Annotated in this window: 19 protein-coding genes; 1 reads left to right on the top strand and 18 read right to left on the bottom strand. The window is 72.0% G+C overall.

Features of this window, described 5'->3' with window-relative positions; genetic code table 11:
- Positions 1-68: 68 nt before the first annotated feature.
- The 6 genes from carB to pyrR all read right to left on the bottom strand — a co-directional run bounded on the left by carB (position 69) and on the right by pyrR (position 8011).
- On the bottom strand, positions 69-3377 hold the full coding sequence (carB, locus tag ACIRQF_RS27895; protein ID WP_404095940.1) for a carbamoyl-phosphate synthase large subunit: 3309 nt from the start codon (positions 3375-3377) through the stop codon (positions 69-71).
- Positions 3370-4512, bottom strand: a complete 1143-nt coding sequence (carA, locus tag ACIRQF_RS27890; protein WP_376637380.1) for a glutamine-hydrolyzing carbamoyl-phosphate synthase small subunit — start codon at positions 4510-4512, stop codon at positions 3370-3372. The genes carB and carA overlap by 8 nt, the downstream gene beginning before the upstream one ends.
- A complete protein-coding gene (locus tag ACIRQF_RS27885; RefSeq protein WP_404095937.1) occupies positions 4509-5090 on the bottom strand; it encodes a hypothetical protein in 582 nt (193 codons plus the stop codon). The genes carA and ACIRQF_RS27885 overlap by 4 nt, the downstream gene beginning before the upstream one ends.
- Entirely contained in the window at positions 5087-6373 is a 1287-nt protein-coding gene (locus tag ACIRQF_RS27880; RefSeq protein WP_376637378.1) for a dihydroorotase, read from the bottom strand. Before ACIRQF_RS27880 ends, ACIRQF_RS27885 begins: the two co-directional genes overlap by 4 nt.
- Positions 6374-6381: 8 nt before the next feature.
- Complete coding sequence (locus tag ACIRQF_RS27875) at positions 6382-7359, bottom strand: aspartate carbamoyltransferase catalytic subunit (protein ID WP_376637377.1); 978 nt, start codon at positions 7357-7359, stop codon at positions 6382-6384.
- Positions 7360-7444: 85 nt separating this feature from the next.
- On the bottom strand, positions 7445-8011 hold the full coding sequence (gene pyrR, locus ACIRQF_RS27870; protein ID WP_376637376.1) for a bifunctional pyr operon transcriptional regulator/uracil phosphoribosyltransferase PyrR: 567 nt from the start codon (positions 8009-8011) through the stop codon (positions 7445-7447).
- Positions 8012-8255: 244 nt separating this feature from the next.
- Here pyrR and bldD point away from each other — a divergent pair, with 244 nt between their 5' ends.
- The gene (gene bldD, locus ACIRQF_RS27865) at positions 8256-8756 is read left to right on the top strand and encodes a transcriptional regulator BldD (RefSeq protein WP_189976704.1); all 501 of its coding nucleotides are present in this window, start codon (positions 8256-8258) and stop codon (positions 8754-8756) included.
- Positions 8757-9404: 648 nt separating this feature from the next.
- On the opposite strand, the gene nusB is transcribed toward bldD, so the two are convergent.
- The 12 genes from nusB to ruvX form a co-directional block, all read right to left on the bottom strand.
- The gene (gene nusB / locus ACIRQF_RS27860) at positions 9405-9836 is read right to left on the bottom strand and encodes a transcription antitermination factor NusB (RefSeq protein WP_376637375.1); all 432 of its coding nucleotides are present in this window, start codon (positions 9834-9836) and stop codon (positions 9405-9407) included.
- 2 nt (positions 9837-9838) lie between these two features.
- The gene (gene efp, locus ACIRQF_RS27855; protein WP_260231136.1) at positions 9839-10405 is read right to left on the bottom strand and encodes an elongation factor P; all 567 of its coding nucleotides are present in this window, start codon (positions 10403-10405) and stop codon (positions 9839-9841) included.
- Between the two features lie 48 nt (positions 10406-10453).
- Entirely contained in the window at positions 10454-11560 is a 1107-nt protein-coding gene (locus ACIRQF_RS27850; protein WP_382482641.1) for an aminopeptidase P family protein, read from the bottom strand.
- Positions 11561-12267: 707 nt separating this feature from the next.
- Positions 12268-13122, bottom strand: coding sequence for an AAA family ATPase (locus ACIRQF_RS27845; protein WP_404095930.1), 855 nt, complete (start codon positions 13120-13122; stop codon positions 12268-12270).
- Between the two features lie 111 nt (positions 13123-13233).
- Positions 13234-13680, bottom strand: coding sequence for a type II 3-dehydroquinate dehydratase (gene aroQ, locus ACIRQF_RS27840; RefSeq protein WP_376637372.1), 447 nt, complete (start codon positions 13678-13680; stop codon positions 13234-13236).
- Complete coding sequence (aroB, locus tag ACIRQF_RS27835; RefSeq protein WP_376637371.1) at positions 13677-14771, bottom strand: 3-dehydroquinate synthase; 1095 nt, start codon at positions 14769-14771, stop codon at positions 13677-13679. Before aroB ends, aroQ begins: the two co-directional genes overlap by 4 nt.
- Complete coding sequence (locus ACIRQF_RS27830) at positions 14768-15286, bottom strand: shikimate kinase (protein WP_404095926.1); 519 nt, start codon at positions 15284-15286, stop codon at positions 14768-14770. Before ACIRQF_RS27830 ends, aroB begins: the two co-directional genes overlap by 4 nt.
- Positions 15283-16467 carry a chorismate synthase gene (gene aroC, locus ACIRQF_RS27825; protein WP_376637369.1) on the bottom strand — a complete coding sequence of 395 codons (1185 nt, stop codon included), beginning with the start codon at positions 16465-16467 and terminating at the stop codon, positions 15283-15285. The genes ACIRQF_RS27830 and aroC overlap by 4 nt, the downstream gene beginning before the upstream one ends.
- 131 nt (positions 16468-16598) lie before the next feature.
- Positions 16599-16832 carry a hypothetical protein gene (locus ACIRQF_RS27820; protein ID WP_376637368.1) on the bottom strand — a complete coding sequence of 78 codons (234 nt, stop codon included), beginning with the start codon at positions 16830-16832 and terminating at the stop codon, positions 16599-16601.
- Positions 16833-16860: 28 nt separating this feature from the next.
- Positions 16861-17688 (bottom strand): shikimate dehydrogenase, encoded by an 828-nt coding sequence (locus tag ACIRQF_RS27815; RefSeq protein ID WP_404095921.1) that lies wholly within the window; start codon positions 17686-17688, stop codon positions 16861-16863.
- Entirely contained in the window at positions 17688-19502 is a 1815-nt protein-coding gene (gene mltG, locus ACIRQF_RS27810) for an endolytic transglycosylase MltG (RefSeq protein ID WP_404095920.1), read from the bottom strand. Before mltG ends, ACIRQF_RS27815 begins: the two co-directional genes overlap by 1 nt.
- A 101-nt stretch (positions 19503-19603) precedes the next feature.
- On the bottom strand, positions 19604-20068 hold the full coding sequence (gene ruvX / locus ACIRQF_RS27805; RefSeq protein ID WP_200428327.1) for a Holliday junction resolvase RuvX: 465 nt from the start codon (positions 20066-20068) through the stop codon (positions 19604-19606).
- Position 20069: the final 1 nt, after the last annotated feature.

The following is a 20069-nucleotide window of genomic DNA, read 5'->3' as shown; positions in this document are numbered from 1 at the left end:
CCCTCGTGCGCTCATGAAGAGGGGGACACCGCGGGTCCTGCCGGTGTCCCCCTGCTTCTTCGGGCTGCTTAGTCGCGGGCCGCGGTCAGGTGCTCCGCGTGCTCCTGGAGCGAACGGACGCCGACGTCGCCGCGGCCCAGGGCCTCGATGCCCTGGACGGCCGCCGCGAGCGCCTGGACCGTGGTCAGGCACGGGACGGAGCGGGCCACGGCCGCCGTGCGGATCTCGTAGCCGTCGAGGCGGCCGCCGGTGCCGTACGGGGTGTTGACGATGAGGTCGACCTGGCCGTCGTGGATCAGCTGGACGATGGTCTTCTCGCCGTTGGGGCCCTCGCCCTCCGACTGCTTGCGCACAATCGTGGCGTTGATGCCGTTGCGCTTGAGCACCTCGGCCGTACCGGAGGTCGCGAGCAGCTCGAAGCCGTGGGCGACCAGCTCACGGGCCGGGAAGATCATCGAGCGCTTGTCGCGGTTGGCGACCGAGATGAACGCGCGGCCCTTGGTGGGCAGCGGGCCGTAGGCACCGGCCTGCGACTTGGCGTACGCCGTGCCGAAGACGGTGTCGATGCCCATGACCTCGCCGGTGGAGCGCATCTCCGGGCCGAGGACGGTGTCCACGCCGCGGCCCTGGATGTCGCGGAAGCGGCTCCACGGCATCACGGCCTCCTTGACGGAGATCGGCGCGTCGAGCGGCAGGGTGCCGCCGTCGCCGTTCGCCGGCAGCAGGCCCTCGGCGCGCAGCTCGGCGATGGTGGCGCCGAGCGAGATGCGGGCGGCGGCCTTCGCGAGCGGCACCGCGGTCGCCTTCGAGGTGAAGGGGACGGTGCGGGAGGCGCGCGGGTTGGCCTCCAGGACGTAGAGGATGTCGCCGGCCATCGCGAACTGGATGTTGATCAGGCCGCGCACGCCGACACCCTTGGCGATCGCCTCGGTGGAGGCGCGCAGGCGCTTGATGTCGAAGCCGCCGAGGGTGATCGGGGGCAGGGCGCAGGCCGAGTCGCCGGAGTGGATGCCGGCTTCCTCGATGTGCTCCATGACGCCGCCGAGGTAGAGCTCGTGGCCGTCGTAGAGGGCGTCGACGTCGATCTCGATGGCGTCGTCGAGGAAGCGGTCGACCAGGACCGGCCGGGTGGGGCTGATCTCGGTGGACTCGGCGATGTACGACTCCAGGCGCGTCTCGTCGTAGACGATCTCCATGCCGCGGCCGCCGAGCACGTACGAGGGGCGTACGAGGACGGGGTAGCCGATCTCGTCGGCGATGGCCTTGGCACCGGCGAAGGTGGTCGCGGTGCCGTGCTTGGGGGCCGGGAGGCCCGCGTCGGCGAGGACCTGGCCGAAGGCGCCGCGGTCCTCGGCGGCGTGGATCGCCTCCGGGGAGGTGCCGACGACGGGCACGCCGTTGTCCTTGAGCGCCTGGGAGAGGCCCAGCGGGGTCTGGCCGCCGAGCTGGACGACGACACCGGCGACGGGGCCGGCCAGCGTCTCGGCGTGGACGATCTCCAGCACGTCCTCGAGCGTCAGCGGCTCGAAGTACAGGCGGTCGGAGGTGTCGTAGTCCGTGGAGACGGTCTCCGGGTTGCAGTTGACCATCACGGTCTCGTAGCCGGCGTCGCTGAGGGCGAACGAGGCGTGGACGCAGGAGTAGTCGAACTCGATGCCCTGGCCGATGCGGTTCGGGCCGGAGCCCAGGATGATCACGGCGGGCTTGGTGCGGGGCGCGACCTCGCTCTCCTCGTCGTACGAGGAGTAGAAGTACGGGGTCTTGGCCGCGAACTCGGCGGCGCAGGTGTCGACCGTCTTGTAGACCGGGCGGACGCCGAGCGCGTGCCGGACCTCGCGGACGACGTCCTCGCGCAGGCCGCGGATCTCGGCGATCTGGGCGTCGGAGAAGCCGTGGCGCTTGGCCTCGGCGAGCAGCTCGGGCTCGAGCTTCTCGGCCTCGGCCAGTTCGTCGGCGATCTCCTTGATGAGGAAGAGCTGGTCGACGAACCACGGGTCGATCTTGGTGTACGCGAAGACCTCCTCGGGCGTGGCGCCCGCGCGGATGGCCTGCATGACCGTGTTGATCCGGCCGTCGGTCGGGCGGACGGCCAGCTCCAGGAGCTCGGCCTTGTCGCCCAGCTCGCCGATGAAGGTGAACTGCGAGCCCTTCTTCTCCAGGGAGCGCAGGGCCTTCTGGAGAGCCTCGGTGAAGTTGCGGCCGATCGCCATGGCCTCGCCCACCGACTTCATGGTGGTGGTGAGGGTGGAGTCGGCCTGCGGGAACTTCTCGAAGGCGAAGCGCGGGGCCTTGACGACGACGTAGTCGAGGGTCGGCTCGAAGGAGGCCGGGGTCTTCTCGGTGATGTCGTTCGGGATCTCGTCCAGCGTGTAGCCGACGGCGAGCCGGGCGGCGATCTTGGCGATCGGGAAGCCGGTGGCCTTGGAGGCGAGCGCGGAGGAGCGGGAGACGCGCGGGTTCATCTCGATGACGATGATGCGGCCGTCGTCCGGGTTGACCGCGAACTGGATGTTGCAGCCGCCGGTGTCGACGCCGACCTCGCGGATGATCGCGATGCCGATGTCCCGCAGCCGCTGGTACTCACGGTCCGTGAGGGTCATCGCCGGAGCGACGGTGATCGAGTCACCGGTGTGGACGCCCATCGGGTCGAAGTTCTCGATGGAGCAGACGACCACGACGTTGTCGTTCTTGTCGCGCATCAGCTCCAGCTCGTACTCCTTCCAGCCGAGGATGGACTCCTCCAGGAGCACCTCGGTGGTCGGGGAGAGCGTGAGGCCCTGGCCGGCGATGCGACGCAGCTCGTCCTCGTCGTGGGCGAAGCCGGAGCCGGCGCCGCCCATGGTGAAGGAGGGGCGGACGACGACGGGGTAGCCGCCGAGCGTCTCGACGCCCTTGAGGACGTCGTCCATCGAGTGGCAGATGACCGAGCGGGCGGACTCGCCGTGGCCGATCTTGGCGTTGACGGCCTCGACGACGCCCTTGAAGAGGTCGCGGTCCTCGCCCTTGTGGATGGCCTCGACGTTGGCGCCGATGAGCTCGACGCCGTACTTCTCCAGGACGCCCTGCTCGTGCATCGAGATCGCCGTGTTGAGGGCCGTCTGGCCGCCCAGCGTCGGCAGGAGGGCGTCGGGGCGCTCCTTGGCGATGATCTTCTCGACGAACTCGGGGGTGATCGGCTCGACGTAGGTGGCGTCGGCGATCTCCGGGTCGGTCATGATCGTGGCCGGGTTGGAGTTGACCAGGATGACCCGCAGGCCCTCGGCCTTGAGGATCCGGCAGGCCTGGGTTCCGGAGTAGTCGAACTCGGCGGCCTGGCCGATGACGATCGGGCCGGAGCCGATGACCAGGACGGACTGGATATCGGTGCGCTTAGGCACGCTCGGCCTCCATCAGGGATACGAAGCGGTCGAAGAGGTACGCGGCGTCGTGCGGGCCCGCGGCCGCCTCGGGGTGGTACTGGACGGAGAAGGCCGGCTGGTCGAGCAGCTGCAGGCCCTCCACGACGTTGTCGTTCAGGCACACGTGGGAGACCTCGGCGCGCCCGAAGGGGGTGTCGGACACCTTGTCGAGGGGCGCGTCGACGGCGAAGCCGTGGTTGTGCGCGGTGACCTCGACCTTGCCGGTGGTGCGGTCCTGGACGGGCTGGTTGATGCCCCGGTGGCCGTACTTCAGCTTGTACGTGCCGAAGCCGAGCGCGCGGCCGAGGATCTGGTTGCCGAAGCAGATGCCGAAGAGCGGGGTCTTGCGGCGCAGGACCTCCTGCATGACACCGACGGGGCCGTCGGCGGTGGCCGGGTCGCCCGGGCCGTTGGAGAAGAACACGCCGTCCGGGGAGACCGCGTAGACGTCCTCGGCGGTGGCGGTGGCGGGCAGCACGTGGACCTCGATGCCGCGCTCGGCCATCCGGTGCGGGGTCATGCCCTTGATGCCGAGGTCGACGGCGGCGACGGTGAACTTCTTCTCGCCGATCGCGGGGACCACGTAGGTCTCCTTGGTGGCGACCTCGGCGGAGAGGTTCGCGCCCTTCATCTCGGGCTGCTGGCGGACCTCGGCGAGCAGGGTGCCGTCGTCCGGGAGCGCGCTGCCGGAGAAGATGCCGACGCGCATGGCGCCGCTCTCGCGCAGGTGGCGGGTGAGGGCGCGGGTGTCGATGCCCTGGATGCCGACGACGCCCTGGTGGCGCAGTTCCTCGTCCAGGGAACGCCGGGCGCGCCAGTTGGAGGAGACGCGGGCGGGGTCGCGGACGACGTAGCCGGAGACCCAGATGCGGGCGGACTCGGGGTCCTCGTCGTTGACGCCGGTGTTGCCGACGTGCGGGGCGGTCATCACGACGACCTGGCGGTGGTACGACGGGTCGGTGAGGGTCTCCTGGTAGCCGGTCATGCCGGTGGAGAACACGGCCTCGCCGAAGGTCTCCCCCACGGCCCCGTAGGCGCGGCCGCGGAAGATGCGGCCGTCCTCCAGGACGAGTACGGCGGGAACCTTGGAGGCTCCCCTGGTGGAGGTCGTCATCGTGCGCCTTCCGTCGTGTTTGCGTGGTTCGTGGAGCTCATGGAGTTGATCGCCTCGACCCAGGCGGCGTGGTCGGCCGCGCGGTCGGAGCGGAAGCCGGAGTCGAGCAGCGTGTCGCCGTGCGTCCAGGTGACGACCAGGAGGCCGCCCTCGGTGAGGACCTTGCCGGCGATGCCCTTGTCCAGCCGGGCCTCGCGCAGGGCGCCGGCCGGGATGAGGAAGTCGTTCGCGCCGGGGCGGACGACCGCGACGCCCTGGTCCGTCAGGGTGAGCTCGGCCCGGCTGCGGACGCCCAGGCCGTGGGCGACGATCCGGTCGAGCCAGTGCCCGGCGGTGGTGGAGCCGTGGTAGCGGCCGGCCAGCGTGAGCCTCGCCTCACCGGGTGCCTCGGGCACCTCGGGCAGGGCCGGGAGGCCGGACTGGAGGCTGCCGCGCCACTTCCACCCCTGGCGCATGAGCCAGTAGACGAAGGCGATGAAGAGCAGCAGTCCGGCGACCCAGCCGATCCGTCCGGCCCAGTCGGTGACCTCGGCGGACTTCTGTCCGCCCGCCTCGGCCAGTTGCATGAGAGGTGTCACGCCAGCTTCCCGTCGACGAGCGTTGCCCGGCCCCGCAGGAACGTGTGGGTGACGCGTCCCGGCAGCTCGCGGCCCTCGTAGGGGGTGTTGCGGCTGCGGGAGGCGAAGTCGGCGGGGTCCACGACACCACGGTATGCCGGATCGACCAGCGTCAGGTTGGCGGGCTCACCTGCCGAGACGGGGCGTCCATGGCCGGTGGCCTGCCCGATCTGGGCGGGCCTGACGGACATCCGGTCGGCGACGCCGGCCCAGTCGAGCAGGCCGGTCTCGACCATCGTCTGCTGGACCACGGACAGCGCGGTCTCCAGGCCGACCATGCCCATGGCGGCGGCGGCCCACTCGCAGTCCTTGTCCTCGTGCGGGTGCGGGGCGTGGTCGGTGGCCACGATGTCGATGGTGCCGTCGGCGAGGGCCTCGCGCAGCGCCATCACGTCACGCTCGGTGCGCAGCGGGGGGTTGACCTTGTAGACCGGGTTGTACGTGCGCGCCATCTCGTCGGTGAGGAGGAGGTGGTGCGGGGTGACCTCGGCGGTGACGTCGATGCCGCGGGACTTGGCCCAGCGGACGATCTCGACGGAGCCGGCGGTGGAGAGGTGGCAGATGTGCACGCGGGAGCCGACGTGCTCGGCGAGCAGCACGTCGCGGGCGATGATCGACTCCTCGGCGACGGCCGGCCAGCCGCCGAGGCCGAGCTCGGCGGAGACGACGCCCTCGTTCATCTGGGCGCCCTCGGTGAGACGGGGCTCCTGGGCGTGCTGGGCGACGACGCCGCCGAAGGCCTTCACGTACTCCAGGGCGCGGCGCATGATCACGGCGTCGTCGACGCACTTGCCGTCGTCGGAGAAGACGGTGACGCCGGCGGCGGAGTCGTGCATGGCGCCGAGCTCGGCGAGCTTGCGGCCCTCCAGGCCGACGGTGACGGCGCCGATCGGCTGCACGTCGCAGTAGCCGGCCTCCTTGCCGAGCCGGTAGACCTGCTCGACGACGCCGGCGGTGTCGGCGACGGGGTGGGTGTTGGCCATGGCGAAGACGGCCGTGTAGCCGCCGGAGGCGGCGGCGCGGGTGCCGGTGAGGACGGTCTCGGAGTCCTCGCGGCCGGGCTCGCGCAGGTGGGTGTGCAGGTCCACCAGGCCGGGCAGCAGGATTTTTCCTTCGGCCTCGATCACCTCGGCGCCCTCGGCCGACAGGCCGGTGCCGACCTCGGCGACGACCTCGCCGTCGATCAGGACGTCCTGCGCCTCGCCGCCGAGGACCTTCGCACCACGGATCAGGATCTTGCTCATGGGGGGTCTCAGCTCTCCTCGGTGGTACGGGTGGTGGCGGCGGGCTCGGAGCCGCCGAGCAGCAGGTAGAGGACGGCCATCCGGATGGAGACGCCGTTGGCGACCTGCTCGACGACCGTGCAGCGGTCGGAGTCGGCGACCTCGGCGGTGATCTCCATGCCGCGGACCATCGGCCCGGGGTGCATGACGATCGCGTGCTCGGGCATCTTCGCCATCCGGTGGCCGTCGAGCCCGTAGCGGCGCGAGTACTCGCGCTCGGTCGGGAAGAAGGCGGCGTTCATCCGCTCGCGCTGCACACGCAGCATCATGACCGCGTCGGACTTCGGCAGCACGCCGTCGAGGTCGTACGAGACCTCGCAGGGCCAGTTCTCCACGCCGACGGGGATCAGGGTGGGCGGGGCCACCAGGGTGACCTCGGCGCCGAGGGTGTGCAGCAGGTCGACGTTGGAGCGGGCGACCCGGCTGTGCAGGACGTCGCCGACGAGCGTGACGCGCTTGCCGGCCAGGTCCTTGCCGAGGCCGGCGTCCCGGCCGACCAGGCGGCGGCGCATGGTGAAGGCGTCGAGCAGGGCCTGGGTGGGGTGCTGGTGGGTGCCGTCGCCGGCGTTGATGACGGGGGCGTCGATCCAGCCGGAGGTGGCGAGGCGGTACGGAGCGCCGGAGGCGCTGTGCCGGATGACGACGGCGTCGACGCCCATCGCCTCCAGGGTCTGCGCGGTGTCCTTGAGGGACTCGCCCTTGGAGACGCTGGAGCCCTTGGCCGCGAAGTTGATCACGTCGGCGGAGAGGCGCTTCTCGGCGGCCTCGAAGGAGATCCGGGTGCGGGTGGAGTCCTCGAAGAAGAGGTTGCAGATCGTGCGCCCGCGCAGGGTCGGGAGCTTCTTGATGGGCCGGTCGGCCACCCGGGCCATCTCCTCGGCGGTGTCGAGGATGAGGACGGCGTCGTCGCGGGTGAGGTCGGCGGCCGAGATGAGGTGACGCATCATCGGGGTGTTCTCTCCGTGGTGGGGAGTGCGAGGGCGTGCGGGTGCGCAGGCGTGTGCCCCGGACCCGTCGGGGGTGCCGGTCCGGCTAGGAGGAGGCGGGCTTGCTGCCGAGCAGCACGGTGTCGCGACCGTCCTCCTCGGCGAGCAGGACCTTGACCGTCTCCCGCAGCGACGTGGGGAGGTTCTTGCCGACGTAGTCGGCGCGGATCGGGAGCTCGCGGTGGCCGCGGTCGACGAGGACGGCGAGCTGGACCGCGCGCGGGCGGCCGATGTCGCCGAGGGCGTCGAGGGCGGCGCGGATGGTGCGGCCGGAGAAGAGGACGTCGTCGACGAGGACGACGAGGCGGCCGTCGATGCCGTCACCGGGGATCTCGGTGCGGCCGATCGCGCGGGCGGGCTTCATCCGCAGGTCGTCCCGGTACATGGTGATGTCCAGGGAGCCGACGGGGATCTTGGTGCCGGTGATCGATTCGAGCTTCTCGGCGAGCCGGCGGGCGAGGAAGACACCGCGGGTCGGGATGCCGAGGAGGACCACGTCGTCGGCGCCCTTGGCGCGCTCGACGATCTCGTGGGCGATGCGGGTCAGGACCCGCGCAATGTCGGGGGCCTCGAGAACCGGCCGTGCCACATCGGTGTGCTGCTGTGCGTCCATATGAAACGGACCTCCTTCTCCGCCTCACGGGACGGACCTTAAAGGACGTCGGAATTGCGCCGTCCACCTTACCAGGGTGCCGTGGTGCCCAGGTCACCCCCCGTGCGCCGCTCCGGGCGACGTCCCTCGGGAGGGGGCGGTATGGACCATTCGGCTTGACGGGAGAGTGTCACGCTGCGTAACCTCACAGTGAGTTACCAGCCGCGCGGCGCAGCCGCATGTCGTCACAGCGTCCGGGAGCGTTATGTCCAGCGAATACGCAAAGCAGCTCGGGGCAAAACTCCGTGCCATCCGCACCCAGCAGGGCCTTTCCCTCCATGGTGTGGAGGAGAAGTCCCAGGGCCGCTGGAAGGCGGTCGTGGTCGGCTCGTACGAGCGTGGCGATCGCGCCGTGACCGTGCAGCGCCTGGCCGAGCTGGCGGACTTCTACGGTGTGCCGGTGCAGGAGCTGCTGCCGGGCACCACGCCGGGCGGGGCCGCCGAGCCGCCGCCGAAGCTGGTCCTCGACCTGGAGCGCCTGGCCCATGTCCCCGCGGAGAAGGCCGGCCCCCTCCAGCGCTACGCGGCGACCATCCAGTCGCAGCGCGGCGACTACAACGGCAAGGTGCTGTCGATCCGCCAGGACGACCTCCGCACCCTGGCCGTGATCTACGACCAGTCGCCCTCGGTCCTGACCGAGCAGCTGATCAGCTGGGGCGTCCTCGACGCGGACGCGCGCCGCGCGGTCGCCCACGAGGAGAACTGAGCCGACAGGTCGGCGCAGAAACGTGCCGCCGGGGCCCCGGGAGTCATCATGACTCCCGGGGCCCCGGCATTTTCGCGTGCTCCTGCGATCGGGTTCACCCGTTCGGCGGTACGACGCCGAAGAATTCGGCGGTAGGGCCGTCGGAGGGGCGATGGGGCTCGGCGGTAGTGGCCCGGAGCAGCGGCGGTACGCGGAAGGCGGGCCCCGGAGGCGCGGCGGTACGCGGAGGCGGGCGGTACGGCCCGGAGCAGCGGCGGTACGCGGACGGCGCGGCGGGGACGCGGCCGGGGACCGGCGGGCAGGGGCCGGGCAGGCGGCAGCGCGCCGCAAGGGACAACGCGCCAGGGAGCCGGGGAGACGGCGGAACGGGGCGCCGGGGACAAGGTCGCGGGGAGGCCGGCGAGGCGGCGGGTGCGGGCGCCGGGGACGAGGTCGCGGGGAGGCAGGCGAGGCGGCGGGTGCGGGCGCCGGGGACGAGGTCGCGGGGAGGCAGGCGAGGCGGCGGGTGCGGCCGAGGCCGGCGAGGCGGCGGGTGCTGCCGCCGGGGACGACGCGGCCGGGCGGCGCGGCACAGGCCGCTCCATGGACACGGCGAAGGGGCCCGCAGCACGGCGTGTGCTGCGGGCCCCTTCGACTGCCGGGGAGCGCTCAGGCGTCCCGGCGCAGGCGCGGCTTCAGGTCCTTGAAGCGCGCGAGGAGACCGTTGACGAAGGTCGGCGACTCGTCCGTGGAGAACTCCTTGGCGAGCTGCACGGCCTCGTCGATGGCGACCGCGTCCGGCGTGCCGTCCTCCCAGATCAGCTCGTACGCCGCGAGGCGCACGATGTTCCGGTCGGCGACGGGCATCCGGTCGAGGTCCCAGTCCACCGCGTAGGTCGCGATGAGGTCGTCGATGCGGGCCACGTGCTGGGCGTAGCCCTCGACCAGCTGCATGGTGAAGTCGTTCACCGGCGGCTGGCGGTCGTCGGCCCGGTGGTGCCGAACCTGGTCCGCGAGGACTTCCTGCACCGAGGCACCTCGCTGGTCGGCCTCGAACAGAATCTGGAAGGCCCGCCTGCGGGCCTTGCTCCGGGCGGCCACGGTTAGTCGTTCACCCGGCCGAGGTAGTCGCTGCTGCGGGTGTCGACCTTGATCTTCTCACCGGTGGTGATGAAGAGCGGGACCTGGATCTCGTGGCCGGTCTCCAGGGTGGCGGGCTTGGTGCCACCGGTGGAGCGGTCGCCCTGGACGCCCGGGTCCGTGTGCTGGATCGTCAGGACGACGGCGGCCGGGAGCTCGACGTAGAGCACGGAGCCCTCGTGCTGCGCCACGGAGGCGGTGAAGCCCTCGATGAGGAAGTTGGCGGCGTCGCCGACGGCCTTGCGGTCGACGTGCAGCTGGTCGTAGGTCTCCATGTCCATGAAGACGAAGTAGTCGCCGTCCATGTAGGAGAACTGCATGTCGCGGCGGTCGATGGTGGCCGTGTCGACCTTCACACCCGCGTTGAAGGTCTTGTCGACGACCTTGCCGGACAGCACGTTCTTGAGCTTGGTGCGCACGAAGGCCGGGCCCTTGCCGGGCTTGACGTGCTGGAACTCGACGACGGACCAGAGCTGGCCGCCTTCGAGCTTGAGCACCATGCCGTTCTTGAGGTCGTTCGTGGAAGCCACGGTTGCGGAATCTCCTGGACTGACGTCGACCGGGAGGCGTACGCGCCGCTACAGCGCGAGCAGCTCCTTGGTCGTGATGGTGAGTAGCTCGGGTCCGCCGTCCGCCTCCTGGCGTACGACGAGCGTGTCATCGATCCGGACCCCGCCCCGGCCCGGGAGGTGGACCCCCGGTTCGACGGTGACCGGCACGCAAGCGTCCAGTTTACCCATGGCCGCGGGTGCGAGCTGCGGGTCCTCGTCGATTTCCAGGCCCACTCCGTGCCCAGTGAGGGCCGTGGTGGCGTCGCCGTGGCCGGCCGCGGCGAGAATCTGCCGGGCCACGCGGTCGACGTCCCGGTACTCGGCGCCGGGCACGAGCGCCTCGCGGGCAGCCCGCTGAGCGGCGAAGACGAGCTCGTAGAGCTCGATCTGCCAGTCCGCCGGAGTGGTGCCGATGACGAAGGTCCGGCCGATCTCGCAGCGGTAGCCGCGATAGTTGGCACCGAGGCAGACGGAAAGGAAGTCTCCTTCCTCGACCCGCCGGTCGGTGGGCTTGTGCCCGGCCCGGCCCGCGTGCGGCCCGGTGGCCACGGAGGTGGGGAAGGCGGGCCCGTCGGCGCCGTGGTCGACGAGCCGACGCTCCAGTTCGAGGGCGAGGTGGCGCTCGGTCCTGCCGACCAGGATCGACTCCAAGAGCTCCCCGAGGGCCTGGTCGGCGATCTCGGCGGCGATCCGCAGACAGGCGATCTCGTCCTCGTCCTTGACGATGCGCAGCTGCTCCACGGCGTACGACAGGTCGGCGAGCCGCAGCTCGGGGGCGACGGTGCCCATGGCGCGGTGCCGGGCCACGGTCAGGTGGTGCTCCTCGACGGCGAGCGCGTCCGCACCCGCTTTGCGGGCGAAGTCGACGCCCGCGACCGCCGGATCGCCGCCGCCCGTGGGCAGCACCAGCTGACGCAGCAGTTCGTCGAGCCGTCCGTCGGCCGGATCGGCGCCGGGGGCGGTGGGGCAGAGCAGAACGTCCTCGTCGGGGCCGAGCAGCAGCACCGCACCGGCGGGAGACCCCCCGGTGAGATAGCGGACATTGGCGGGGCGGGAGACCAGGGCCGCCGGGCAGCCCGCGGCCGCACTCCGGTCGCGCAGCCGTAGTCGGCGGTCCGCATACACCTCTGACATGCTCCGAGCCTACGAGCGGCCGAGCACGACGGCCTGTTGTGGACGCCCGACCGGGCGGGGGCCGTGCGGGCGTGGGGCGCCGTGCGGGGCGGGAGCGCCGTGCGGGCGTGGGGCGCCGTGCGGGCGTGGGGCGCCGTGCGGGCGTAGGGCGCCGTGCGGGCGTAAGGCGCCGTGCGGGCGCAAGGCGCCGTGCGGGCGCAAGGCGCCGTGCGGGCGCAAGGCGCCGTGCGGGCGTAAGGCGCCGTGCGGGCGTAAGGCGCCGTGCGGGCGCAAGGCGCCGTGCGGGCGTAAGGCGCCGTGCGGGCGTAAGGCGCCGTGCGGGCGTAGGGCGCCGTGCGAGGAGAGGCGCCGAGAGGGGCCGGGCCACACGCCGCACCGGCGTGGCCGGTCACCGCGCTGCCCTAAGGCCCTGGACCGGCGGGGGCCGGACACGGCGCTGCACTACGGCCCCATACCCGCGGGGCCGGACACGGCGCTGCCCCACGGCCCCATACCCGCGGGGCCGGACACGGCGCTGCCCCACGGCCCCATACCCGCGGGGCCGGACTCCGCGGGGCCGGACTCCGCGCTGCCCCACGGCCCCAAACCCGCGACGGCCGGACTCTGCGGTGCCCGACAGCCCCAGACCGGCGGGCCCCCGGCGCCACACGCCCGACCGGCGGGCCCTCCCGCCTGATCCCCGCCCGGCGGGCCGTGCCGTGCGGGGATCAGGCGGGAGGCCGGCCGGATATCGCGCGGGCCAGCACGTCGTCCAGGACGCGGGCGGTGGTCTCCACGTCGTACGTCGAGTTGTCGATGATCGGGAGCCCCGACCCGTACCAGCCGGCCATCCGGCCGTGGATCGCGGCGACCTCCTCGTCCGAGAGGCGTCGGTTGCCGCTGCGTTCGGCGTTGCGCTCCAGGACGATGTCCAGGCCGGGCAGCAGGACGACCGGCAGCAGGCCGGGACCGACATGACGCTTCCAGCCGCCGAGGCCGACGACCGGCCAGTCGGGGAAGACGGCGTCGTCGAGGATGCAGGAGATGCCGTTGGCCAGGAAGTTGCGGGCGGCGAAACCGCAGGTGCGGCGGGCCAGCCGGTACTGGGCCTCGGAGTTCTCGTTCCAGCCGGACTGGGGGTCGGCGAAGCCGGAACAGACCCATTCGCGCACGTCGTCGAGGCTGATGTGGGCGGTGGGCACCGGACGCCTGGTGGCCCAGTGGCGGGCGACGGTCGTCTTGCCCGCGCCGGCCGGGCCTATCAGCAGCACGGCGAGCGTGGCGGCGCCGGTGCCGGTGACGGCGGGCGGCATGGTGACGTGCCCGGTGACCTGTCCGCCGCTCCACCCGGGGGGAGGCCCCTGGGGAGCCGGCGCGTGCGCGGCCTGCGCGTGCGGCACCGGAGGCCCCTGGGGGCCGGGCGGGGCCGCCGGGCCCTGGGGGCCGGGTGGGGCAGGGTACGGGTGGTGGGCCGGGACCGGCGGGTGACCGCCCTGGGCCCGGGCGCCGGGGGCCCCGCCGCCCCAGTGGGCCTGGCCCGCGGCTTCGTTCGGTGGCAACGGAGCCCCCATCCCGTGCTGCATCCGGTGCCCCACTCCGTCCCTGCGCCGATTCGTCGTTGCCGGAACGTTACCGCCCCCGGCTTCCCCAGGGGAAACGGCCGGGGGCGGATCGACGTGCCCGAAGCGGTGCCGTCAGGCGTCGAGCTCCTCCGCGAGGGCGCGCAGGGCGAGCCGGTAGGAGCCGATGCCGAAGCCCGCGACGGTCCCGGTGGCGACGGCCGCGACCACCGAGGTGTGCCGGAACTCCTCGCGGGTGTACGGGTTCGAGATGTGCACCTCGACGAGCGGCGCGGTGCGCTGGGCGGCCGCGTCGCGCATCCCGTACGAGTAGTGCGTGAAGGCACCGGGATTGAGGACCACCGGGAGGGCCTCGTCGGCGGCCTCGTGCAGCCAGCGGATCATCTCCCCCTCGTCGTTGGTCTCGCGCACCTCGACGTCGAAGCCCAGCTCCTCGCCGAGGCTCCGGCAGGACTCGACGAGCCCCTTGTAGGAGGTGGCGCCGTAGATGTCGGGCTCGCGGGAGCCCAGGCGGCCGAGGTTGGGGCCGTTCAGGACGAGCACGCGGCGCCGCTCGGTCACGCGGACACCTCGCCGTACGCGGCCACGAGGACGGCCGGGTCGGGGCCTTCCAGGACGACCGGCTTGCCCAGACCGTCGAGGACGATGAAGCGCAGCAGGTCGCCCCGGGACTTCTTGTCGACCTTCATGGTCTCCAGGAGCTTGGGCCACTGGTCGCCGCGGTAGGTGAGCGGCAGCCCGACGGACTCCAGGACGGCGCGGTGCCGGTCGGCGGTGGCGTCGTCGAGGCGGCCGGCGAGCCGGCCCAGCTCGGCGGCGAAGACCATGCCGACGGAGACGGCGGCGCCGTGGCGCCACTTGTACCGCTCGTTCTTCTCGATGGCGTGCGCGAGGGTGTGCCCGTAGTTGAGGAACTCGCGGCGGCCGGACTCCTTGAGGTCGCCGGAGACGACCTCGGCCTTGACCTCGATCGACCGCACGATGAGCTCGGCGGTGTGCGGTCCGGCCGGGGTGCGCGCGGCCTCGGGGTCGGCCTCGATCAGGTCGAGGATGACCGGGTCGGCGATGAAGCCGGCCTTGATGATCTCGGCGAGCCCGCTGACGTAGTCGTGCACGGGCAGCGAGTCGAGCGCGGCGAGGTCGCACAGCACGCCGGCCGGCGGGTGGAAGGCGCCGACGAGGTTCTTGCCCTCGGCGGTGTTGATGCCGGTCTTGCCGCCGACGGCCGCGTCGACCATCGCGAGGACGGTGGTCGGCACGGCGATCCAGCGCACGCCCCGCAGCCAGGTCGCGGCGACGAAGCCGGCCAGGTCGGTGGTGGCGCCGCCGCCGACGCCGACGATGACGTCGCTGCGGGTGAAGCCGGTCTGGCCGAGCGCCTTCCAGCAGTAGGCGGCGACCTCGACGGTCTTCGCCTCCTCGGCGTTCGGCACCTGGATGGCGACGGCCTCGAAGCCCTGGTCGGCGAGGTCGGCGCGCAGCGCCTCGCCGGTCTCGGCCAGCGCCTCGGGGTGGATCACGGCCACCCGCTTGGCCCGGGGGCCGATCAGGCCGGGAAGCTCACCGAGCAGCTGCCGGCCGACCAGCACCTCGTACGGATCGGTGCCCGCGGAGCCGCCGACCTGGATACGGGTCACTGCCTGGTCCGTCATACGTCCTTCAACTCCAGTGCGTCGAGGATCGCGTCGGCGACCTCTTCGGGCGTGCGGTCGTCGGTGGCGACGACGGCGCTCGCGACTTCTTCGTACAGATGGCGGCGCGCGTCCATCAGCTCGCGCCACTGGCGGCGCGGGTTGACGGCGAGCAGCGGCCGGGCGGCGCCGAGGCCGACGCGGCGCACGGCCGCCTCGACGTCCATCGAGAGGTACGCGACGGGCAGCCCGTGCAGCAGCTCGCGGGTGGCCGGGTCGAGCACCGCCCCACCGCCGAGGGCGAGGATGCCCTCGTGCTCGGCGACGGCGCGGCGCACGGCCTCGCGCTCCAGGGCGCGGAAGTGGTCCTCGCCGTCCTCGACGAAGATGTCCGCGATCTCGCGTCCCTCGGCGGCGACGATGTCGGCGTCCGTGTCCCGGTAGGGCGCGCGGAGCCGTTCGGCGAGGAGCGCGCCCACCGTGGACTTGCCGGAGCCCATCGGCCCGACGAGGACGACCAGCGGGCCGCCGGTCACCGGATGTGGAGGTTGTCGAGGTAGGACCGCACGTTGCGGCGGGTCTCGGGGACGCTGTCGCCGCCGAACTTCTCCAGCACGGCGTCCGCCAGGACCAGCGCGACCATCGCCTCGGCGACGATGCCCGCGGCCGGGACCGCGCAGACGTCGGAGCGCTGGTGGTGGGCCGCGGCGACCTCGCCGGTGGCGACGTCGACGGTGGCCAGCGCGCGCGGGACGGTGGCGATCGGCTTCATCGCGGCGCGGACGCGCAGCAGCTCGCCGGTGCTGAGGCCGCCCTCGGTGCCGCCGGCGCGGCCGGAGCTGCGGGTGATGCCGTCGGGGCCCTTGACGATCTCGTCGTGGGCCTGGGAGCCGGGCACGCGGGCGAGTTCGAAGCCGTCGCCGACCTCGACGCCCTTGATGGCCTGGATGCCCATGAGGGCCGAGGCGAGCCGGGCGTCGAGGCGCCGGTCCCAGTGCACGTGGGAGCCGAGGCCGACGGGCACGCCGTACGCGAGGACCTCGACGACGCCGCCGAGGGTGTCGCCGTCCTTGTGGGCCTGGTCGATCTCGGCGACCATCGCCTTCGACGCGTCGGCGTCGAGGCAGCGCACCGGGTCCGCGTCGAGCTTCTCGACGTCGGCCGGAGTCGGGTAGAGGCCGTACGGGGCCTTGGCGGAGGCCAGTTCCACGACGTGGGAGACGATCTCGATGCCGGCCGTCTCCTTCAGGAAGGAGCGGGCCACGGCGCCGAGGGCCACGCGGGCGGCGGTCTCCCGGGCGCTGGCGCGCTCCAGGATCGGCCGGGCCTCGTCGAAGCCGTACTTCTGCATGCCGGCCAGGTCGGCGTGACCGGGGCGGGGACGGGTCAGCGGCGCGTTGCGGCCGGTCTCCTTGAGCTCGGCGGGGTCGACCGGGTCGGCCGACATGACCTTCTCCCACTTGGGCCACTCGGTGTTGCCGACCATCACGGCGATCGGCGAGCCGAGGGACAGGCCGTGCCGGACACCGCCCAGGAAGGTGATCTCGTCCTGCTCGAACTTCATGCGGGCACCGCGTCCATAGCCGAGACGCCGCCGTGCGAGATGGTCCGCCACCAGCTCCGTGGTGACCGGAACGCCGGCCGGAAGTCCCTCAAGGGTTGCAACCAGCGCGGGTCCGTGGGACTCCCCCGCCGTCAGCCAACGCAACCTGCTCAACGATGCTCCTCATGCTCGCGCCTGGGCACTGCGACGGCGCGACCTGGGTGCGCGGCCCCGGTCCGCCTCCCCCGATCCTCCCACGTCCCGGGACCCGATCGATCTCCGGTCCACGAGTCGGGACACATGTCTCACGAGTCGGGTGAGGCTTCCGTCTCCGCCCCGGGCCCGCTCCCCCGCCGCCGCCACCTGTCGCGGCCCCAGGACCCCACCACGTACAGGACGAACGCGGTCCCCAGGCCGATGACCGGGTATCGGATCCAGGCCGGTCCGTCCATCAGGGCGAACCGCAACAACCCCCGGAGCAGCAGCAGGAGATCGATCCCCAGCTCCCACTTCGACGCGAGCAACACGTCGCCCCCCATGCCCTGCCTTCCCCCTGATCACTCCGGCTCAGCGCTCGGCGAGCGCCTGTTCCCCCGCCGCGCGCATCGCGGCCAGCGGCCCCGGCGCGCGCCCGGTCATCTGCTCGACCTGGAGCACCGCCTGGTGCACCAGCAGGTCGAGCCCGCCGACGATCTTCCCACCCCGCGCCGACCAGGCGGCCGCCAGCCGGGTGGGCCACGGGTCGTACAGCACGTCGAACAGGGTGCCGGGCGCCTCGGGGACGGCCGCGGCCAGGGCGTCCGTGGTCCCGGCCGGGGTGGTGGCGATCACCAGCGGCGCGGCGAAGGCCTCCGCCGCGGCGTCCCAGGCGGCGGTGCGCACCTCGACGCCGAGCCGCTCCCCCCAGCCGCGCATCTCGTCGGCGCGGGCCTCGCTCCGTACGTACGCGGTGACCGGCCCCGCGCAGATCCGGGCGAGCGCGGCGAGCGCCGAGGAGGCGGTGGCCCCCGCGCCGAGTACGGCCGCCGAGTCCACCTTGTCGACGCCCCGCTCGCGCAGCGCGGCGATCATGCCGGGGATGTCGGTGTTGTCGCCTATGCGGCGCCCGTCCTCGGTGAGGACGACCGTGTTGACGGCCTCCACCGAGGCCGCGGTGTCGGTGATCTCGTCGAGCAGCGGAATGATCGCCCGCTTGAGCGGCATCGTCAGCGAGAGGCCCGCCCAGGTGGTGTCCAGCTCGCGCACGAAACCAGGGAGCGCGGCCTCGTCGACCTCGAAGCGCCCGTACGACCAGTCGTCGAGACCGAGCTCCCGGTACGCGGCCCGGTGCAGCACCGGGGAGAGCGAATGGGCGATCGGCGAGCCGAGCACGGCCGCTCGTCGTGCTGCCGCCATCAGTTCTTCCTCGACTCGTTGAACTTCTGGACGAGCTTCTGGTGCTCCGCGTTCGTCTTCGTGAACTGGGAGGACTTCCCGTCGAGCGAGATGAAGTAGTACCAGCCGTCGCTCGTCGGGTTGACCGTGCCCGTCATCGCCTCGTTGCCCGGGTTGCCGATCGGACCCGGCGGCAGGCCCTTCACGAAGTACGTGTTGTACGGGTTGTCGTACTTCCGCAGCTCGGTGAGGGACAGGTCGAGCTTGCTCTGGTTCTTGATGTAGTTGTACGTCGAGTCGAACTCGAGCCCGCCGTAGGTCTGCGGGTTGGACGGCTTGAGGCGGTTGTAGACGACCTCGGCCATCTTGCGGAAGTCGTCGTGCGACGTGCCCTCCGCCTGGACCAGGCTCGCGATCGTGACGAGTTCCCAGGGGCTGTCGACGCCGAGCGCCTTGGCCTTGGCCTCCAGGTCGTACTTCCCGTACTCCTTGTTCGCGCGGCTCACCATCTTGCGGAGGACGTCCTCGGGCTTGTTGCCCTTGGCCACCGGATAGCTCGCCGGGAAGAGGAAGCCCTCCAGCGGGTCCTTCACGTTCTCGTGGTTCTTCGCCCAGTCGGGCAGACCGAGCTCGTTCGCCTTGGCCTTGGCGATGCCCTGGGTCGTGCCGGGCTTGAGGTCGAGCCTCTTGTCGATCTGCTCGTACACCCAGACGTTCCGGCGGCCCTCGGAGATGATGAAGTTGCTCTGGCTCGCCGGGTCGAGCATCAGGGCCACGGCGCTCTCCGCCGACATCTCCTTCTTCAGCGTGTAGACGCCGTCCTGGATCAGCATGCCCTTGGGGTTCTTCTGCTGGGCCGAGACGAAGGCGTCGACGCTCTTGACCACGCCGGCCTTCTTGAGGATGTTGCCGATCTCGTAGCCGCCGGCGTCCTTGGGGATCTCGATCTGGACGTCACCGGAGCCGGTGCCCGCGAAGTCGGGCGCCTCACCGAACTGACCCTGCCAGAACTGGTAGCCGAAGTAGCCGATGCCGCCCACGCCGCCGATGATGACGGCGGCCACCACCAGGCAGGCCATGCCGTTCTTCGCCTTGCGGCCCTTGTTGCCGCGGCGGTCGCCGCCGCCGGAACGGGAGCCGCGGCGGTCGCCCGGCTCGTCCTCGTCCTCGCCCTCGTCGGCGTACTCGTCCTCGCGGTCCTCACGGCCGCGACGACGGCGGGTGCCCGGGGCGGGCTCCTCACCGGTGAAGAAGGGATGGTCCTCCTCCGGCTGCTCCTCCTCCCAGTCCGTCGCCGGCTGCGGCGGGACCTGCCGGCGGCCCGGGGGCTGCGGCGGGGGGTAGGCCTCCGGGGTGCCGTAGAGGTCCGGGTTCTGGCCGCCGTACGGGTCGGCGGGAGGGGCGTTGTACGGCATGGCCGCCTGGCCGGTCTCCCAGTTGCCGTCGTACTGCTGTGCGGGATACCCGGGCGTGTCGTAGCCGCCCGGGTTCTCGTACTGCTGACCGCCGTACTGCTGCGCGTCGTACTGCCGGCCGTACTGGTCCGAGCCGTACTGCCGGCCGTCCTGGTCCGAGCCGTACTGGTCCGAGCCGTACTGCCGGCCGTACTGCTCCGCGCCGTACTGCTGCCCGTCATAGGCCTGCGGCTGCTGCTGGTACGTGCCGTCGGCGTACGCCTGCTGCTGCCCGTACGGGTCCTGGTGCCCCTGGGACTCCTGGTGCCCGTACTGCGCCTGCTGCGGATACTGCTGCTGGCCCTCCCACCCCTGATCCCCGTACAGGGGATCCGTGGGGTGCCACGGTTCGGAGCCGGGGCTCCGGCCATACTCAGTCATCGATCCCCAAACAGCCGCGAGGCTTCCGGACGTTCCGCCTCTACGTAGTGCGGCAGCTGTTCGAACACGGCCGCATCGCGCGGAACGTTACCGTATCGCGATCAGATGACCACTTCGACGCCCTCGCCGGGCGGATTACCTGATACCCGTTCGGACTCAAGAGCGTTCTGAAGGATGATCACAGCGGCGGCCTGGTCGATCACCGAGCGTCCCTTCTTGGACTTCACGCCCGAGGCCCGCAGGCCCTGGGTCGCCGTGACCGTGGTCATCCGCTCGTCGACGAGCCGGACCGGGACCGGCGCGACGCCCTTGGCCATCTCGCGGGCGAAGGCGCGGACCTTGGTCGCGGCCGGGCCCTCCCGCCCGCTGAGCGAGCGGGGCAGACCCACGACGACCTCGATCGGCTCGTACTCCTCCACGATCTGGCGGAGCCGCCGGTGGGCGGCCGGGACGTCGCGCCCCGGCACGGTCTCCACCGGCGTGGCGAGGACCCCGTCGGGGTCGCACGAGGCGACCCCGATCCGGGCGTCCCCGACGTCGACCGCGATACGGCGGCCCCGACGCATC

This window comes from Streptomyces sp. NPDC101191 (assembly GCF_044767915.1).
Taxonomy (GTDB): Bacteria; Actinomycetota; Actinomycetes; order Streptomycetales; family Streptomycetaceae; genus Streptomyces.
The sequence above is the reverse complement of the archived record's forward strand: the minus strand, read 5'-3'. Positions and strand labels throughout refer to the sequence as shown.

Coding starts and splice junctions, on each gene's coding strand:
- carA (WP_376637380.1), bottom strand. CDS start 4,512: ATGACGACCTCCACCAGGGGAGCCTCCAAGGTTCCCGCCGTACTCGTC.
- ACIRQF_RS27880 (WP_376637378.1), bottom strand. CDS start 6,373: ATGAGCAAGATCCTGATCCGTGGTGCGAAGGTCCTCGGCGGCGAGGCG.
- ACIRQF_RS27875 (WP_376637377.1), bottom strand. CDS start 7,359: ATGATGCGTCACCTCATCTCGGCCGCCGACCTCACCCGCGACGACGCC.
- pyrR (WP_376637376.1), bottom strand. CDS start 8,011: ATGGACGCACAGCAGCACACCGATGTGGCACGGCCGGTTCTCGAGGCC.
- bldD (WP_189976704.1), top strand. CDS start 8,256: ATGTCCAGCGAATACGCAAAGCAGCTCGGGGCAAAACTCCGTGCCATC.
- ACIRQF_RS27850 (WP_382482641.1), bottom strand. CDS start 11,560: ATGTCAGAGGTGTATGCGGACCGCCGACTACGGCTGCGCGACCGGAGT.
- ACIRQF_RS27845 (WP_404095930.1), bottom strand. CDS start 13,122: ATGCAGCACGGGATGGGGGCTCCGTTGCCACCGAACGAAGCCGCGGGC.
- aroB (WP_376637371.1), bottom strand. CDS start 14,771: ATGACGGACCAGGCAGTGACCCGTATCCAGGTCGGCGGCTCCGCGGGC.
- ACIRQF_RS27820 (WP_376637368.1), bottom strand. CDS start 16,832: ATGGGGGGCGACGTGTTGCTCGCGTCGAAGTGGGAGCTGGGGATCGAT.
- ACIRQF_RS27815 (WP_404095921.1), bottom strand. CDS start 17,688: ATGGCGGCAGCACGACGAGCGGCCGTGCTCGGCTCGCCGATCGCCCAT.
- mltG (WP_404095920.1), bottom strand. CDS start 19,502: ATGACTGAGTATGGCCGGAGCCCCGGCTCCGAACCGTGGCACCCCACG.
- ruvX (WP_200428327.1), bottom strand. CDS start 20,068: ATGCGTCGGGGCCGCCGTATCGCGGTCGACGTCGGGGACGCCCGGATC.